The sequence below is a fragment of the Peptoniphilaceae bacterium AMB_02 genome (assembly GCA_036321625.1).
Taxonomy (GTDB): Bacteria; Bacillota; Clostridia; order Tissierellales; family Peptoniphilaceae; genus Microaceticoccus; species Microaceticoccus formicicus.
Genome location: CP143259.1, coordinates 1,353,623 through 1,371,632, shown reverse-complemented (window position 1 = coordinate 1,371,632; position 18,010 = coordinate 1,353,623). Strand labels below are relative to the sequence as shown.

General features: G+C 31.9%; 14 protein-coding genes. 13 read left to right on the top strand and 1 reads right to left on the bottom strand.

All coding sequences use genetic code 11. The features are described from left to right. Positions 1-6 precede the first annotated feature (6 nt). The 4 genes from purD to VZL98_06695 all read left to right on the top strand — a co-directional run bounded on the left by purD (position 7) and on the right by VZL98_06695 (position 4,008). Positions 7-1,278 carry a phosphoribosylamine--glycine ligase gene (gene purD / locus VZL98_06710; GenBank protein WVH62394.1) on the top strand — a complete coding sequence of 424 codons (1,272 nt, stop codon included), beginning with the start codon at positions 7-9 and terminating at the stop codon, positions 1,276-1,278. A gap of 80 nt (positions 1,279-1,358) precedes the next feature. Continuing rightward, positions 1,359-3,029, top strand: a complete 1,671-nt coding sequence (locus VZL98_06705) for a formate--tetrahydrofolate ligase (protein ID WVH62393.1) — start codon at positions 1,359-1,361, stop codon at positions 3,027-3,029. Positions 3,030-3,044: 15 nt separating this feature from the next. Continuing rightward, positions 3,045-3,362 (top strand): YerC/YecD family TrpR-related protein, encoded by a 318-nt coding sequence (locus VZL98_06700; protein ID WVH62392.1) that lies wholly within the window; start codon positions 3,045-3,047, stop codon positions 3,360-3,362. 52 nt (positions 3,363-3,414) lie between these two features. Next, positions 3,415-4,008, top strand: coding sequence for a molybdenum cofactor guanylyltransferase (locus tag VZL98_06695; GenBank protein ID WVH62391.1), 594 nt, complete (start codon positions 3,415-3,417; stop codon positions 4,006-4,008). Between the two features lie 1,341 nt (positions 4,009-5,349). Here VZL98_06695 and ychF read toward each other — a convergent pair. Further along, positions 5,350-6,444, bottom strand: coding sequence for a redox-regulated ATPase YchF (gene ychF / locus VZL98_06690; protein ID WVH62390.1), 1,095 nt, complete (start codon positions 6,442-6,444; stop codon positions 5,350-5,352). 813 nt (positions 6,445-7,257) lie between these two features. Between ychF and VZL98_06685 the strand changes: the two genes are divergently transcribed. The 9 genes from VZL98_06685 to VZL98_06645 all read left to right on the top strand — a co-directional run bounded on the left by VZL98_06685 (position 7,258) and on the right by VZL98_06645 (position 18,010). Next, positions 7,258-8,664, top strand: a complete 1,407-nt coding sequence (locus VZL98_06685) for a sugar transferase (GenBank protein ID WVH62389.1) — start codon at positions 7,258-7,260, stop codon at positions 8,662-8,664. Positions 8,665-8,677: 13 nt separating this feature from the next. After that, on the top strand, positions 8,678-10,117 hold the full coding sequence (locus VZL98_06680) for an LCP family protein (protein WVH62388.1): 1,440 nt from the start codon (positions 8,678-8,680) through the stop codon (positions 10,115-10,117). A gap of 362 nt (positions 10,118-10,479) precedes the next feature. Then, the gene (locus tag VZL98_06675) at positions 10,480-11,079 is read left to right on the top strand and encodes a sugar transferase (GenBank protein ID WVH62387.1); all 600 of its coding nucleotides are present in this window, start codon (positions 10,480-10,482) and stop codon (positions 11,077-11,079) included. A 418-nt stretch (positions 11,080-11,497) separates the two neighbouring features. Beyond that, on the top strand, positions 11,498-12,337 hold the full coding sequence (locus tag VZL98_06670; GenBank protein ID WVH62386.1) for a glycosyltransferase: 840 nt from the start codon (positions 11,498-11,500) through the stop codon (positions 12,335-12,337). Further along, positions 12,334-13,500: an O-antigen ligase family protein gene (locus tag VZL98_06665; protein ID WVH62385.1), complete on the top strand. Its 1,167-nt coding sequence runs from the start codon at positions 12,334-12,336 to the stop codon at positions 13,498-13,500. The genes VZL98_06670 and VZL98_06665 overlap by 4 nt, the downstream gene beginning before the upstream one ends. 21 nt (positions 13,501-13,521) lie before the next feature. After that, entirely contained in the window at positions 13,522-14,676 is a 1,155-nt protein-coding gene (locus VZL98_06660; GenBank protein ID WVH62384.1) for a glycosyltransferase, read from the top strand. Positions 14,677-14,678: 2 nt separating this feature from the next. Then, positions 14,679-16,199: a murein biosynthesis integral membrane protein MurJ gene (gene murJ / locus VZL98_06655; GenBank protein WVH62383.1), complete on the top strand. Its 1,521-nt coding sequence runs from the start codon at positions 14,679-14,681 to the stop codon at positions 16,197-16,199. A 454-nt stretch (positions 16,200-16,653) separates the two neighbouring features. Further along, positions 16,654-17,349, top strand: a complete 696-nt coding sequence (locus VZL98_06650) for a Wzz/FepE/Etk N-terminal domain-containing protein (GenBank protein WVH62382.1) — start codon at positions 16,654-16,656, stop codon at positions 17,347-17,349. After that, positions 17,342-18,010: a CpsD/CapB family tyrosine-protein kinase gene (locus VZL98_06645; GenBank protein WVH62381.1), complete on the top strand. Its 669-nt coding sequence runs from the start codon at positions 17,342-17,344 to the stop codon at positions 18,008-18,010. The genes VZL98_06650 and VZL98_06645 overlap by 8 nt, the downstream gene beginning before the upstream one ends.

The window sequence follows — 18,010 nt, the reverse complement described above, 5'->3', positions numbered from 1 at the left end:
ATTTTGATGAAAGTACTTGTTATTGGCTCAGGTGGAAGAGAACATGCACTTTGTAGAAAATTGAGCGAATCAGATAAAGTAAAACAAATATTTTGTGCTCCGGGAAATGCCGGAACCTCAATGATTGCAACAAATCTTGAGATAAATGTAAACGAAATAGAAGCACTCAGTGAATTTGCACTCAGAGAAAAAATAGATTTAACAGTGGTAGGGCCAGAAGATCCATTGGTTGGAGGCATTGTAGATGAATTCAGATCAAAAGGACTCTTGATATTCGGACCTGATAAAGTATCTGCCCAGTTAGAGGGTAGTAAGAGTTTTTCAAAAGAATTTCTTATGAGACATAACATACCTACTGCCAGATATGAGAAACATAACGATTATCATACAGCAGTTGAGGCGCTTAAAAACTTTGATTACCCTGTTGTAATTAAAGCAGACGGATTATGTGCAGGAAAAGGAGTTGTAATCTGTCAGACGCCCATAGAGGCACTATATACATTGAAAGATATACTTGTAGAAAAGAAATTTGGAAGCGAAGGAAAAACCATAATCATAGAGGAATTCCTGGATGGATATGAAGCATCTGTATTTTGCATATGTTCAAATGGTAAACTATTCACGCTCAATACCGCAAAAGACTATAAGAAAATCTACGAAAATGACGAGGGTCCTAATACCGGAGGTGTAGGATGCTTTTCGCCCAATATATTAATTGATGAAAAGACCACATATGAAATAGAAAATATAATAATTCCTCAGATAGAAAAGGGTTTAAAAGAAGATGACTTATTGTTCAGCGGAATCCTATTCATTGGCTTTATGGTAACCCATAAGGGCCCTGAAATTTTGGAATTTAACGTGAGATTCGGCGATCCTGAAACACAGGTATTACTACCTAGAATGGAATCGGATCTATATGACGTCCTATTCAAAGCCTCAAAAGGCGAATTAAAACAAGAGGACATTGTGTTTGGAGATAATACTGTAATGACGGTTATCATAACCTCAGGCGGTTATCCCGGAACATATAAGACCGGATATGAGATAACAGGACTTAATGAGATTGCCGATGTAGACGAGAAACTATTTGTCATCCACAACGGAACAAAAGTTGAAGATGAAAGCATTGTGACATCTGGAGGAAGAGTATTGTCTGTAACAGCAATTGGTAGTACTTTAGAAGAGTGCAGAAGTCTCGTATATGAAAATATTGATACAATAAAGTTCACTAACTCTTATTATAGAAAAGATATTGGTCGCTTTAGCTTGCAATAGTTTTAAAAAGTGATATTATGTTCATGTAAAGTACTAAGTTATTTACAACATAATATCACTTTTTTATTAGGAGGGGTTCGATGAAAACAGATGTACAAATTGCTCAAGAAGCCATAATGGAACCGATTTCTGTAGTTGCGGAAAGGATTGGACTAAACGAGGAAGATCTTATTCATTATGGTAAGTATAAAGCTAAGGTAAACTTGGATGTATTATATGGAAAAGAAGATCAACCGGATGGGAAACTAATCCTTGTTACCGCAATTAATCCAACACCAGCAGGAGAAGGAAAAACCACTGTTAATATTGGACTATCCATGGCTTTAAACAAATTGGGTAAAAAAACAATAACCGCATTAAGAGAACCATCATTAGGACCAAGCTTCGGAGTTAAAGGGGGAGCAGCAGGTGGTGGACATGCACAAGTAGTACCGATGGAAGACATTAATATGCATTTCACCGGTGATTTTCATGCCATAACTACTGCACATAACCTAATTTCAGCTCTTCTTGATAATCACCTACAACAAGGTAACGAATTAAAAATAGATACAAGAAGAATAATCTGGAAGAGAGTTCTGGACATGAACGATAGAGCTCTAAGAAATATAGTAGTTGGTCTAGGCGGTAAACCAAATGGAGTACCAAGAGAAGACGGATTTGACATTACCGTTGCCTCTGAAATAATGGCAATACTTTGCTTAAGTAAAAATCTTATGGATTTAAAAGAGAGAGTTGGAAACATATTAGTAGCCTACAGTACAGATAATAAGCCAATATTTGCGAGAGATCTAAAAGCTGAAGGTGCAGTTGCACTTGTAATGAAGGATGCTGTAAATCCAAACTTAGTACAAACTTTGGAAAACACACCTGCATTTATCCATGGTGGACCATTTGCTAATATAGCTCATGGATGCAACTCTATGCTTGCCACAAAACTTGGACTTAAAACTGCAGACTATGTAGTCACAGAAGCAGGATTCGGTGCAGACCTTGGAGCAGAAAAGTTCTTTGATATAAAAGCTAGATTTGGTGATTTAAAGCCATCTGCTGCAGTAATAGTTGCTACAGTAAGAGCATTAAAACACAATGGTGGAGTTGCTAAAGCAGATTTGGGAACAGAAAACCTTGCAGCACTTGAAAAAGGTTACGCAAATCTACAACAACATATTGAAAACATCAATAAATTTGGTGTTCCAGCAGTAGTTGCTGTAAATAGATTCCCAACAGATACCGAAGCAGAGCTTAATTATGTAATAGAGAAAACAAAAGAATTAGGTTCAGTAGCTGTTCTATGTGAAGTTTGGGCAAAAGGTGGAGATGGTGGTCTTGATTTAGCAAAAGCTGTAATTGAAACTATCGAAACAAAAGAGAGTAACTTTAAACCATTATACGATGTAAATCTACCTATCAAGGAAAAACTAAACATTATAGCAACTGAAATATACAGAGCAGACGGAGTAGAATACTCTAAAGCCGTAGATAAGAAAATAAAAGAAATCGAGGATCAGGGACTTGGAAATATGCCAATTTGTATGGCAAAAACCCAATACTCATTCTCAGATGATCCAACACTACTTGCTGCACCAAGAGGATTTAAAATCAGTATTAAAGACATAAAAGTCAGTGCAGGAGCAGGGTTCATAGTTGCACTTACCGGAGACATAATGACAATGCCGGGATTACCAAAAGTACCTGCTGCTAACAATATAGATATTAAAGAAGATGGTGAGATAGTAGGTCTATTTTAACGAAGGAGTGGAGCAATGACAACAAATCCAAAATACAGATCAGATCAATTAGATGAATTCTTTGATGCGATTCTAATGCTCGAGACGAAGGAAGACTGTTACAAATTCTTTGAAGACGTTTGTACGGTTAGAGAACTTAACTCAATTTCGCAAAGACTGGAAGTAGCTAAACTACTAAAAATCAGAAAAACTTATAACGAAATTGAAAAAGAAACCGGAGCTTCTACTGCCACTATAAGCAGAGTTAACAGATCATTACACTATGGAGCAGATGGTTACGAACTTGTTCTGGATGCACTTATTGCCAGAAACCTTAAGAAAAAAGGGAAATAAGATAAGAAAGCTGAGAGTTTACTCTCAGCTTTTTGTTTAGTAGGTGAGAAATATGAAATGTAAAAATGCAGTAATATTGGCAGGCGGTAAAAGCAGGAGAATGAAATTCGATAAGCAGGAACTGGAAATAAATGGCGAAAAACTAATTGGACGAACAATTCAAATCCTGAGTACCATATTTGATGGGATCACTGTAGTTACAAACAGACCCGAACTATACGAAAAATACAAAGTAAATACCATATCTGACATATACCCGGGTTTCGGACCTATCTCAGGAATTCACACCGCACTACACCACGCCAAAGACGATCTGATATTTGTAATGGCTTGCGACATGCCCTATATAAACCTTGAATTCATAAAATACCTGGACAAAGAATACCAAGACGAAGACGGTGTAATCACCACAAAAGGAAATCATATAGAACCCCTAAATGCCATATACAGTAAAGCACTCCTAGGGAAAATAGAAGAAAACATAAGAAAAGGCAAATACAGAATCAGCGACCTGGTGGCAGTATCAAGATTTAAACTAATAGATGAAGAAAAAGCAAAAAAATTCGATCCGGACTTAAAAATGTTTAGAAACCTCAACACACCGGAAGACTTGGAAGAACTATTAAACCACCTAAAGTCAAATTAAAACCAAAAGAAAACTCCCCTAAATAAAAACAGGGGAGTTTTTTATTGGGGTGAGTTAGCGGTTTAAGTGTAAATACAGCAGTTGGGATTCTTCAAATTCTTTCTTGGTATATCTCTCCCTCAGTCAACTAAGTTGACAGCTCCCTCGTCAGATGGAGCCAAGAGTGAATTCCCAAGAACGGAGTGATTGGCTAGAATTCGACTGCCGTCAGATGGAGCCAATAAAAGAACAAACAGATTGGCAACCGCATTGCCTCCATCTGACGAGGGAGGTGGGTTTGTGAAACAAACTCGGAGGGAGAGAAATACAAAAGCGACATCTCTACGTCGCTACTTCTAAAATCTAACTTCAAACCTCTAACTTCTCACATCTAAACTTGTGAGGTGGGTTTGTGAAGCAAACTCGGAGGGAGAGAAATATATAAATAGTTGGAATTCAATAATTCCTTCTTTTCTTCTCCTTCGCTACTTGTCACTTCCAGCTCACCAGTTGAGTTGGATGGCTGTGTGGGTTTGGTCGTGAGTGTAAATACAGCAGTTGGAATTCTAAGAATTCCGTCTTTGTATATCTATCCCTCAGTCAGCATGGCTGACAGCTCACCGGTGGAGTTGGAAAGTTGTGTGAGATTAGAGATAAGTCTGAAATACAAAGGTAGAATTCTGCGAATTCCTTCTTGATATATCTCTCCCTCAGACAACGGAGTTGACAGCTCACCGGTTGAGTTAGATGGTTGTGTGGGTTTGGTCGTGAGTTTAAAATATATTAGTTGGAATTTTTTAAATTCCTTCTTAATAAATCTCTCCCTCAGTCAGCACAGCTGACAGCTCCCTCGTCAGATGGAGCCGATAAAAAAAGAATTCTCTTAGCCTCCCTCTGACGAGGGAGGTGGGTCGCCTAAGCGACTCGGAGGGAGAGAAAACCACGAATAGTAGGAATTCCTGAGAATTCCTTCTTCTTATCTCCTTTGATACTTGTTGCAGACAGCTCACCGGTTGAGTTGTATGGTAGTGTAAGATTAGAGATAAGTCTGAAATACAAAGGTAGAATTCTGCGAATTCCTTTTTGATATATCTCTCCCTCAGTCAACGGAGTTGACAGCTCCCTCGTCAGATGGAGCCAATAAAACATAAAGCGACATCTTCACGTCGTTACATATAAAGTCTTACATCTAACCTCAAACCTCTTACATCTGCTTTTTAGGTAGGTTTCATGCAAAGAATTCCCAACAACGAAGTGATTAATTAGAATTCGACGACCTCTACATACATAAAGGTAAATGTGTGCACTGCAAAACTTAATCGCAATCAAAAAAGGAACCCAAAGGATTCCTTTAAATCAAAACTATACATTAAATCTAAACAGCACAACATCACCATCTTGCATGATGTACTCTTTACCTTCTAATCTGACAGCGCCTTTTTCCTTGGCGTGGAGCATGGAACCGTGTTTTACAAGTTCATCGAAACCGATGGTTTCGGCTCTGATGAAGCCTCTTGAGATGTCGGTGTGGATTTTTCCGGCAGCATCAACTGCTTTAGTGCCTTTCTTAATTGTCCAGGCTCTGGTTTCTTGCTCTCCGGTGGTTAAGAAACTTATCAAACCCAATAAACTGTAACCTGATCTGATTAAAGTGTTTAAGCCGGATTCTTTCAAACCCATTTCTTCTAAAAATTCTTGACGATCTTCATCAGAAAGTCCGGTTAATTGTTGTTCGATATCAGCGCTTATAACAACAACTTCGGAACCTTCTTCTTTTGCAAATTTTTTGATTTCACTTACATGAGGATTGCTTGCACCATCGTCAGCTACATCGTCTTCAGAAACATTTGCCACATATATAATTGGTTTCAAGCTAAGTAAATTAAAATCTTTTAGTAGTTTCTTTTCGTCATCATTTAAATCTAAAACCCTAGCTGATTGACCTTGTTCTAAAACCGCTTGAATTTTTTCGAGAAGCTCAACTTCCGGTCTAAGCTTTTTATCAGCCTTTGCTGCTTTAGAAGTTCTTTCCAGTCTTCTTTCTATCATTTCTAAATCAGAAAAAATCAATTCTAAATTTATAGTCTCGATATCTCTCATTGAATCAATACTTCCATCAACATGGACGATATCGTCACTATCAAAACATCTTATAACCTCAACAATTGCGTCGACTTCTCTTATATGTGATAGAAACTTATTACCGAGGCCTTCACCTTTACTGGCACCTCTTACCAAACCTGCAATATCGAAAAACTCTATAACTGCAGGGATTATTCTCTTTGAGCCACTAATGTCAGACAAAACTTTTAATCTAGAGTCAGGTACTTCAACAACTCCCACATTAGGATCTATTGTACAAAATGGATAATTTGCGGCCTCTGCACCTGCTTCAGTAATTGCATTAAATAATGTACTTTTACCAACATTGGGAAGACCTACTATTCCTAACTTCATAAAAACCCTCTTTCTAATTGAATTCACTAAATATTATAGTAATAATAGGATTAAATAGCAAGCAGTTAATAGTAGACTTAAATAAACTTGAATAATATATAACAAGAAAAATTATCAAAATAATGTTAAAATCAATAATTAATAAATGGTTTTGAATACTCAACTTAATATAAACTGAACAAATTATTATAAAAATGTAATTAAATTTAAAACAAGCCATAAAGACGATAGTTATTAAATCAACGTGTTTGATTGAAAATTAGAGTGAAAAAATGAAACTTTGTTTAAAAAATCAGTTGAAGAGAAAATAGTTATAACATAACATGAAATATCGATTCATGCTACTGATCCGTTAGTATCAAATATCGTTTTCAAATATAAAATAAATCCTGCAAAATAAAGATCTTTATAATGTTGGAGTTTAGATGTTGTTAAAGCAATATCGATGAATAAACACTAACTGTTGACAAGATAGATGAAATAAAAGATTCAGTGACAATGTAAAAAAATATCTGTATTCTGCATATACAGATAAATAATGACATATCCTAAACAAGCACCTAAGTGTGAATATTGCAAGGTTTTGAGGCGATATTATACGATATTTAAGGGAATATAAAGAGATTAGTATAACTGCGAAAATTTGCAAGATTTCCACATTTATGTTAGTATTTATACGACTATTAATAAATAGTATTATTTTATGATAATAATTAGTATACACTTACGATTTATGACAAATCAAAAGTTTATTTTAATTTAATAAATTTTTTGAATAATAAAGATAAGCTTTATAATATAAAGGAGAGAATCATGTACGAGAAGCATGAAAATGGAATATTAAGTAATTGGAGATTTCTAATAGGCGATATCATTTCACTTCTAATTGCCTTGTTTATAGCATATTCAATAAAGAATTTATATGGTGGTTTAATAAATAAGGACCACTATATTTATTTAGCGATATTAATCCCTTTTTTAGTTGTCACAATAGTGTTTTTTTATGAAAATTACCGTGACATTCTTAATAGAGGCTATTTTATTGAGTTCAGCAAGAGCTTTATACTTACCTTTCATGTATTTGTTTTGACATCATTAATACTCTTCTTAATGAAAGTAAGTGTTTCGTTCTCGAGATTTCTTCTGATTATATGGTTTTTAATTAGTTTTGCCATTGTTTATGCTACAAGAGTTTTATTAAAACATATAATAAAGAAATCAAAAAAACATGGGGATGCTAAAAAAATACTACTTGTTACTAATTATGATGATATAGAAAAAAACTCTAAAAAATTAGAAGATAGAATTGACAGAAACTACTCCATTATTGGAGTAGGGATAATAGGCAGCGACAATGATGAAGTCAATAATGTCGATAATCTAATTTATGGAGAAAGAAATATATTAAAATACGTTTTAGACGAACCTGTTGACGAAGTAGTCATTCTAGGAATCAACTATTCACAGTCGATAATGGACTTTATGAAAGACATAAACTCTATGGGAGTTACCGCACACTACCATTTTAAAGAATTGGTATCCGGTTTCAAACATGCACAAGTGCAGGAGATAGGCGGATTGAGCATACTTACAAGCTACATAAACTATGCCAGTGACAGAGGCCTCTTCTTAAAAAGACTCTTAGACATTGTAGGAGCAATTGTCGGACTCATACTTACCTTTATCATATCTATCGTTATCGTTCCGCTAATAGTATTTACATCAAAAGGTCCAATACTATTTAAACAAAAACGTGTAGGTAGAAATGGAAGGATATTTAATTTTTATAAATTCAGATCGATGTATGCTGATGCAGAAGAAAGAAAAAAAGAACTTATGAAACATAATGAGATGAAAGGGCATATGTTCAAGATGGAAAATGTTCCACGTATAACACCTATTGGAAAGTTCATAAGAAAAACAAGCCTTGACGAATTTCCGCAGTTTTGGAATGTACTCAAAGGTGACATGAGTTTGGTTGGAACCAGACCACCAACCCTTGATGAATATGAGAAATACGAAATGCATCATAAATCCAGACTTGCCATGAAACCCGGAATTACCGGCATGTGGCAAGTGAGTGGAAGAAGCGATATACAAGATTTCGAAGAAGTAGTTTCGTTGGATAGAGAATACATTGATAACTGGTCATTTGGTATGGACTTTAGACTATTATTTAAAACAGTTTCAATTGCTATTCTAGGAAGAGGAGCAAAATAAGAGGTGACTAATATTGAACAGACGCAATAAAATAGGATTATTATTATACCTATTAAATCTCTTAGTGGCATTTAGCTTGTCTTTTATAATTATTTATTATAAATTACTTCCATCAAGAATACGATTAATAACGATAGGGGCACTAATACTTATACAAGTGCTTTTTGGTTATTTAACCTTTAAAAAGATGAAAAGCAAGTGGTTTCGATACATCACGAATGCATTTATTATTATTATTTTACTTGCGAACGCATATACAACATATGCACTTAAAACCGGTATGGACTCACTTGGTAAAATAACTGAAGAACCTATGAAAGAAGAGATAGCATTTTCTTTTGTCGTTTTAAAAGATTCAGAAATAAAGGATTTAGATGCAATAGCAGCAGCAAAAGTTTTGAAACCTACTAAGCAAGATCAAAACAATATAGATGCTTACTTAAAACAAATAACAGAACTTAAAAACACCAGCATATCAACAGTTGACTGTAATGACTATGTCGAAGGTGCAAACCAAATAATTTTAGACAAATCAAAAGTCTTATTACTTAACGAAACTTACAGATCTCTTATAGATGAGCAAGTACCTGGCTTCAGTGAAAAAACAAGGATTGTCGCTCCAAATAAGATATCCATAGCAACAAAGCCAATTGTAAAAGATGTAAAGTCAATGAATCCATTTGTCATGTATATAAGTGGAATTGACACTTATGGAAGTTTATCATCAGTATCAAGATCAGATGTCAACTTATTATTAACAGTCAATCCAAACACTAAAAAGATACTGATTGTTTCTGTGCCTAGGGACTCTTATGTGCCAATTGCAGGTGGAGGAAACAACGAAAAAGACAAATTGACTCATGCAGGTATATACGGAATTAGCAGCTCAGTTCAAACTCTAGAGAACTTATTTGATATCGATATAAACTATTATACCAGAATCAACTTCTCTTCTCTGGTTAGAATTGTAGACGTACTTGGAGGAATTCATATTCATAATAATCAAGCATTTACTTCTTCTAGCGGGAAGTATACATTTCCACTAGGGACACTACATTTAAATGGTGAAGAAACTCTTGCTTTTGCAAGGGAACGGTATTCATTTAAAGATGGTGATATAGATAGAGGGCGAAACCATGAAAGAATACTTAAAGCGATAATAGAAAAAATGCTTTCACCCAAAATTCTATTGAATTATGCAGATGTATTACAAGTAATCATGAGCTCATCGGAAACAAATATACCGAAAGAAAAAATAATTGAACTAGTTAACAGTCAATTAGAAACATCTACTTCTTGGAAAATAGATACAACGGAAGTAAAAGGGAACTCTCAATCAGGACTTCCATCATATGCAATGCCTGGTTGGAATTTATACATGTATGTGCTTGAAGAAAGTAGTATAGGTAATGTTAGTAAGTTGATAAAAGATATATCAAATAATAACAACTAAATGAATTTTAGAGCATAGATTACTTTACCAATTAAGAATCAAAAAGGTAATTCATTTTTAGCGAATTATAAAATTCCAATTAAAGATTATTTTTAAGGCTTTTAAGCAATAGGTTCCTTAAATAAACTATTTCAAAGCTCATTTGAAAAAATTTTTTTATGTAGATTGGACCGTATTCTTAACCATCCTATAAATAGAAATTTGTATTAATTATATCATATACGAGATGAAAATAGATGAACCTATGATGCTAATCTAATGGAGTTAATATTTATAGATGTTTTAGTATAAGTTTAGCATAAACGACAATAAAAATAATTTTGTCAAAAACATTATAGTTAGATCATTAACAGGAGGAATATATGAATAAAATATATAGAAAGTACATTAAAAGAATCTTAGACTTATTAATTGCAATTCCAAGTTTAATAATTATTTCTCCGTTATTCTTAATTATATGGTTTTTGGTCAAACTAGAAGAACCACAGAGTCCAGCAATTTTTAGACAGGTTCGTTGTGGAAAGCATAAAAAACCATTTGAGATGTATAAGTTTAGAAGTATGTCTTCATCTGCGCCAAAAAATAAGTCAACACGCGAATTTAAAGATTCTGATAAATATATCTCAAAACTAGGTAGATTCATACGTTTAACCAGTATAGATGAACTTCCTCAAATTATTAATATTATTAAAGGAGATATGAGTTTTGTAGGACCAAGACCCGTAATATATGAAGAAGTTCAATTAATTAAAGCTAGAGAAGAGGTTGGTGCATATGAAATATTACCTGGAATCACAGGATTTGCTCAAATAAATGGTAGAGATGAAATAGATATAGTCAAAAAAGCTGAGTACGATGGGGAATATTTTAGAAGAATGAACATAATTACTGATACATATTTATCTTTTATGTCAATTCCAATTGTATTATTACGAAAGGGACATAAAGATAATGGTAAATAATTGTTAAGCACTCATTAAATTATACATTTAAATAATTAAAAAACTAATGAAATCAATGAAATGTTGTAAAACTAATAACCTATAATAGATGTATATGGCGTTTAGAAATATAAAATTATTAACGTTTTTTTATCAAACTGTAAAATGTGAGTTTTATGAATAAATATTATTTATAACGATGCAAGAGCCATAGAAAATAGATTTAGAAAATTATTGATACAGGATTTATGAGTTATTACAACGTGTTAATTTCTCCACAAATCCTGATTATTAATTAAGATTTAAAATATGGGTATTAATCTTATTAATATTGAGTATCTTAGACTATGAGTTAATTATAATAATGAGATTTGTTCTTAAGTTTAAAAGTGATCAATTTAAGCTGTAATTATAACAAAATATATGTGAGGAGGAAAAAATGAACTTTTCGGTATTAATGTCTGTATATATAAATGAGAAACCAGAGTATCTCTCAAGATCATTAGATAGTATTCTAAAATTTCAAAGTATAAAGCCAACTGAGGTAATACTTATACAAGATGGTAAATTAACTGAAGAATTATACGGAGTGATTGAAAAATACACTAAATTATATCCATCTATATTAAAAACTTATAAATTGGAAAATAATGTAGGATTAGGGAAAGCTCTTAATATAGGATTAAAAAAGTGCAACTATGACTTAATAGCTCGGATGGATACCGATGATATTGCTGTTGAGAATAGATTTGAACTTCAACTAGATTATTTGCTAAATAACGAAGATATATCTGCGGTAGGTGGAAATATTATAGAATTCGATAAAGGTCCAGAAGATGTCATTGCAAAGAAAGTTATGCCAACGGATAAAGATGAAGTTTATAATTACGCTAAAAAAAGATGTCCAATTAATCATATGACAGTTATGTTTAGAAAAAACCATATACTAGATGTTGGTGGATATGTACCATTATTGTTAGCTGAAGATTATTATCTTTGGGTGAGATTACTGTATTCAGGATACAAAATTGCTAATATAGATGAAGTATTATGCTTGATGCAAAGTGGGAGAGATATGTATGAACGAAGGGGCAAGAAGTCATATTATAAAAATATTGGATTTATATACAAGGAGATGTATGAAAACAAGATGATTAACAAAATCCAACAAATTATTTACACATTAGGTATGAAAACATTTATATCAATGCCACCAATTGCAAAAAAAGTTATATATCAAAATTTTTTAAGAAACAAACAAAAAGGTGATATCTATTGAAAAATGAAACCTTAAATAGGAAACACGATATAAGACTTTCTAATTTAATCGATAAATTATCTGTGCTTTTAGTATCAATTTTTTTTCCACTTAATATATTTGATAAAATGCTATTAGGCAAAAGATTAACAATTGATTATCTTATATTAGGAATAGTTTTAGTTTTGGTTATATTTAATTCAATTGTCTTAAAAAGAAATTTAAGCATTGGTCTTTCAGTAATTTTACCGATACTAATTTTATTAATACCTACTTCAATAATCAATCCTATAGATTCGTTTAAATTAGCAAGAATTATTATATATACTTTTTCATTTACGCTTATAGGAGTTAACTTATTTAATATTAAAGAAAATATTCTCTTATTTATGAAATTACTTGCTTTATGGGGATTTATTTTAGCATTATTAAGTATAGGTTTAGGACAAAAAGCTCAAGACAATAGATTGAGTTTGTTTGGGAGCAATCCTATTTGGTTAAGTAGAGAAATAGGCATTACCGTTATATATTTATATTTACTGTATTTAACTAATAAGATTTCTATATTTCAGTTTTTATTATTTAGTATTATACCTATATTTGCGATGATAAGAACATTATCACTAGGTCCAATGATTTCTCTTTTTTTATGCTTGATAATTTTGACTTTTATTTTTGATGTTAGGAATAAAAACTTTAGGTTATTTTATGTAATTCCTATAATTATAGTTGTTCTTATTATCATGTTCCGTTTTTTACCTAAGGAATTACTTTCTAGATATATAGGGAATAGTGAAAGCAACTTATCAAGAAACTATAGGATGCAAATGTATGTATTATGCATTAATTTAATTTCCAAGTATCCCCTTGGAATAGGTATAGGGCAATTTTATCGTTATAGTCCATATTATTTTTTGACTTATCCCCATAATATTATATTAGAAGCATTGGTTGAGGGAGGATGGCTTTTTGGTACATATATAATTTATACTATTTTTTCTTCGTTAAGATACTTTTATAAAAACATATTCAGTGATTATTCGTTATTATATGTATTTTCAATATTTTCTTTTTCAGTATTAAATTCGATGGTAAGTGGGGATCTTCTAAGTACAAAGCTTATATTTTTTTGCTTAGGCGTCTACTGTGCAAAAAAGTATGGATTGAAAATAGTAATTAGATAATTTTATGAAAAGAGGAATATTATGCTTGATTTATTATATTTATCATTTGTAGGTATTGATGATAAAAATTACAAAGGAGTAAACAATAAAATACTAGGACAACTTGATGCTTTAGAAAGCCTTAGTTATTCAACAAAACTATTAACATTTAACAAAAATGGTTTAATTATATATGAGAAAGAAAGCCAAAAGTTAATTAAACCATATAGAATAAAGAGAATGTTAAAGAATTATAGAAGAATAGGTTTTGTAAAAGAAATAGTTTCAGAAATAGTATCACAGAATCCACGTATTCTATATATTAGGTACAATCTATCTGAACCCTTTTTTATAAGTATTTTAAAATCTGTTCGAAGTAAAATAAACGGAATAATTGTTGTAGAAATTCCATCATATCCATATGAATTAGAGCTTAACCCTATTAAACGGAAAATTGATAGCATTTTTAGCAAGAATTTAAATAAATATGTTGATTATTTAGCTTTAACTACAAAAAAATATGATAGCATTTTCGGAGTGAATGCTATTTATATTGGAAATGGAATTTCTATGAATAAGAGTTTTGAAGTTAATAACAAAAAGACGAACAAGCTTATATTATCAGGAGTTGCACTCATTTCAAACTGGCATGGATATGATAGGATTATTCGGGGACTAAGGAGTTATTATGATTCTAATAATTCTGTAGAAATTGAAGTTAGAATAATAGGGCTGGGTCCAGAATATCATAATCTCATTAGATTGGTTGAAAGAATGAATTTAACAAATCACGTAAAGTTCTTAGGAATTTGTGAAGGTGACAAGTTATTAGATGAATACGCTAAAATGAATATGGGAATAGGTGCTTTAGGAATTTATAGGAAGGGTTTAGATGAGGCAGTTACACTAAAAATTCGTGAGTACTGTGCATTTGGTTTACCTTTTATTTATGCAGGTAATGATCCTGATATAACCGGAAAATTCGAGTATGCATTACAATTTCCTAATGATAATAGCGATATTGATATAAATAAAATAGTAGAATTTTATGATAAAATCTCTAGTAGTACACCAGATTATAAAGAAAAAATAAAAGAATTTGCTTATGAAAATTTGTCATGGGAAAGTAAAATGAAGGACTTTCTTCTGAAATTGGATAGTTACAGGGATAAAATAATTGAAGATAAAGAGAGATAAGTATGGCAATTACAGGGATATTGTTAATAATAGTACAGATATTTTCTAAAGTTCTAGGATTTTTTAGAGAAGTAGTGCTTTCAAATTATCATGGAGCATCTTTCATTACTGATGCATTTTTAGTTGCTATGACTCTTCCAGTTCATATATTCAGTATATTTAGTTCTGCCATTGCTGTTAGTTTTATACCAGTCTATAACAAGATTAAAGACGCAGATGGCGAGATAGTATCTGAAAAATATACTTCGAACTTGATTAACGTAACATTTATACTTACAGTAATTATTTCTATTTTACTGTACTTGTTTACAAAACCATTAGTAAAGATCATTGCAGTTGGTTTTAATGAACAAACATTTTTATTAGCGATAAATCTTACTAGAATTGCAATTTTTAGCATTCTGTTTCTAGGCATGACTAGCATATTAGTGCCGTATTTAAATATTAATAATAAGTTTGTCATTCCATCAATGATTGGTATTCCATTGAATTTGTCAATTATTCTTGGGATAGTTTTATCATCTAAAACTTCGATAACTATGCTTGCATATGGGATACTTCTAGGTCATGGATTACAATTAATTCTTTTATTACCTTCTTTACATAAGGTTAAGTATAAACATACTTTAAGAATTAAGTTAAATGATGAAAATTTAAAGTATATGTTTTTCCTATCAATTCCTGTTATCATAGGAAATTCTGCGAATCAATTGAATACAATTGTAGACAGAACGATTGCTTCAACTATTAAGGTAGGTGCATTATCAGCATTAAGTTATGCAATTAGACTAAATTATTTTACTCAAGGAATCATTGTTATTCCTTTAGTTACATTAATGTATCCTAAACTATCTAACTTAGTTACTAGCAAAAAACACAATGAACTAATTAAACTTATAAATAAATATGTGTCTTTTATAACAATTTTAATAGTACCAACTATGATTGGAGGAGCTATACTAAGTAAAGAGATAACAAGTGTACTTTTTTTAAGAGGTGCATTTGATGAGAATGCTTTAGAAATGACACATATAGCTGTAAAATTTTATATTCTCGGAGCCGGAGGATTAGCATTTAGAGAAGTATTTTCAAGAATACTTTATGCACATAATGATACAAAAACACCCGTAAGAAATACTGTAATTACAGTTGTTATAAATATCATCCTAAATATTATTCTTTCAAAATTAATGGGAATTGGTGGTCTCGCACTTGCTACTAGTATTTCTGCAACAATATCAGCTGTATTAATGAAAAAAGGAACAGATAAACTAATAACTAACAAGGAAACTTACTATAGAAATTATTCAAAATATTTTAAAATTATTGTTTCAGGTGTAATAATGGGGATGTCTATTTTATTTTATAAATATTTTTGTTCAACAACAATTAGTTCATTTCTATTATTTATCGAATTGAGTATTGGTATTATAACTTATATTGTTATGCTTTTTATTCTTAAAATTGATGAAATCAATGATATTAAGCAATTTATTAAAGATTATAGAATAAAGATAAAATAAAGGATAGGTTAAACAAAATAAATTGTTGTTATTTATTGTTAATAACATAAATAATATACAATAAATAATACTTAAAATAATACTTATGACAATACTACCGGTAATTGAGTCTCGCGGTTCGATACCGGTGGAAATTGTGACGGATTATAGTAACATGGGGGCATTGAGTGGGTGTATATGGTATTTGTCAACATGGGAATGAAGTACGCACTACAAGTAAATGCGCAGGGAAATTTAATTGCAAGCTTTATCATGCTTGGAATTAGTTATGGCTTTTTACATATTATTAATTAGTGCAGATGCTAATAAAATAAGCAAAAATATTAAGCAAAAGTAATATTAGAGCATGAATGACAAATATCAGTTAAATTATTGTAATATTAATTGAATTCATCTTTTGAATATTATATACTTAGTAAGTGGGATTTATAAAAAGTTTTGGGAGAGTGAATAGATGGAAGAAATTAGCTTATTAGAGCTTTGGTATGGGATAAGAAAGAGAATACTATTTATAATATTTCTAACCTTGTTGTTTGGAGCTGCTGCATTTGGAGTGAGTAAATTTTTAATTACTCCTCAATATGAGGCAAGCACTACCATGGTCATTGGTAAACCAAAGGATTATGGTCAAGAAAATTCAGATATGATTAAATATAGTGATATACAGCTGAACCAGAAGCTTGTCACTACTTATAGTGAGATTATTAAATCAAGAGGTATTGCAAAACAAGTTATAGACAATTTGGATTTGAATGTCGAAGTTAAAGAGCTTGCCAAGGCAGTGTCCGTTCAGACTGTAAAAGACACTGAGGTAATTACCGTTAAGGTTATTGATACCATACCTCGTAGAGCTGTAGATATTGCAAATGAGACGTCCGAGATTTTTAGGGATTCTATCAAGGTTATAATGAATATAGACAATGTTCAGATTCTTGATGCTGCAGAGCTCCCTGAAAAACCTATTAAGCCGAGTGTACTAAGAAATACAGCTATCGGTTTGATTCTTGGATTGTTTATAAGTGTTGGTATTGCGATTGTTAAAGAGACCCTGGATACTACAATTAAATCTCCTGAAGAGATTACATCGGAGTTTAATTTGACTGTTTTAGGGGTTATTCCTAATGTTAAATCTGGAGGGTTAAATGAGTAAGAAACATAATTACTACGGAAAAAGTTCGGTGCTCGATGAAGCATTTGTTACTCTTAGAACGAACATACAGTTTTCGGAAGTAGATAAAAAGAATAAGTCACTCGTAATTACTTCTTCTGATCCTTCTGATGGAAAATCTAGTGTTGCTGTAAGGCTTTGTAAGTCTTTTGCACAAACAAATGTGAGAGTAATTCTAGTCGACTGTGACCTTAGGAACCCTTCTGTCGGTAAGGTTGCGAAAGTCGATAATAATATAGGTGTAACTAATGTTCTAGTTCAACATATTGATTATAAAGAGGCTATAATAAAGGATTCTAATCATCCGTTTTTGGATTATTTATTAACCGGGCCTATTCCTCCAAATCCTGCCGAGTTGTTGGGAACAGAGGCTATGAAGGCGCTGGTTAAACAGCTTGAAGCTGATTATGATTATGTTGTATTTGATTCTCCGCCGGTAGGACTTCTATCGGATGCTTCGATTCTTGGTACAATAACAGATGGTGTAATACTTGTTATTGCTCAAAATGAGACCAGAACAGAAGATATCAAAAGGGCAATCAATAGAGTAGAACATGTAGGAGGAAAGATAATCGGGGCTGTGTTAAACAAGGTTGATATTACAACTAAACGCGGTGCCAAGAATTATTATAATTATTATTAG

Coding starts and splice junctions, on each gene's coding strand:
- purD (WVH62394.1), top strand. CDS start 7: ATGAAAGTACTTGTTATTGGCTCAGGTGGAAGAGAACATGCACTTTGT.
- VZL98_06705 (WVH62393.1), top strand. CDS start 1,359: ATGAAAACAGATGTACAAATTGCTCAAGAAGCCATAATGGAACCGATT.
- VZL98_06700 (WVH62392.1), top strand. CDS start 3,045: ATGACAACAAATCCAAAATACAGATCAGATCAATTAGATGAATTCTTT.
- VZL98_06695 (WVH62391.1), top strand. CDS start 3,415: ATGAAATGTAAAAATGCAGTAATATTGGCAGGCGGTAAAAGCAGGAGA.
- ychF (WVH62390.1), bottom strand. CDS start 6,444: ATGAAGTTAGGAATAGTAGGTCTTCCCAATGTTGGTAAAAGTACATTA.
- VZL98_06685 (WVH62389.1), top strand. CDS start 7,258: ATGTACGAGAAGCATGAAAATGGAATATTAAGTAATTGGAGATTTCTA.
- VZL98_06675 (WVH62387.1), top strand. CDS start 10,480: ATGAATAAAATATATAGAAAGTACATTAAAAGAATCTTAGACTTATTA.
- VZL98_06670 (WVH62386.1), top strand. CDS start 11,498: ATGAACTTTTCGGTATTAATGTCTGTATATATAAATGAGAAACCAGAG.
- VZL98_06660 (WVH62384.1), top strand. CDS start 13,522: ATGCTTGATTTATTATATTTATCATTTGTAGGTATTGATGATAAAAAT.
- murJ (WVH62383.1), top strand. CDS start 14,679: ATGGCAATTACAGGGATATTGTTAATAATAGTACAGATATTTTCTAAA.
- VZL98_06650 (WVH62382.1), top strand. CDS start 16,654: ATGGAAGAAATTAGCTTATTAGAGCTTTGGTATGGGATAAGAAAGAGA.
- VZL98_06645 (WVH62381.1), top strand. CDS start 17,342: ATGAGTAAGAAACATAATTACTACGGAAAAAGTTCGGTGCTCGATGAA.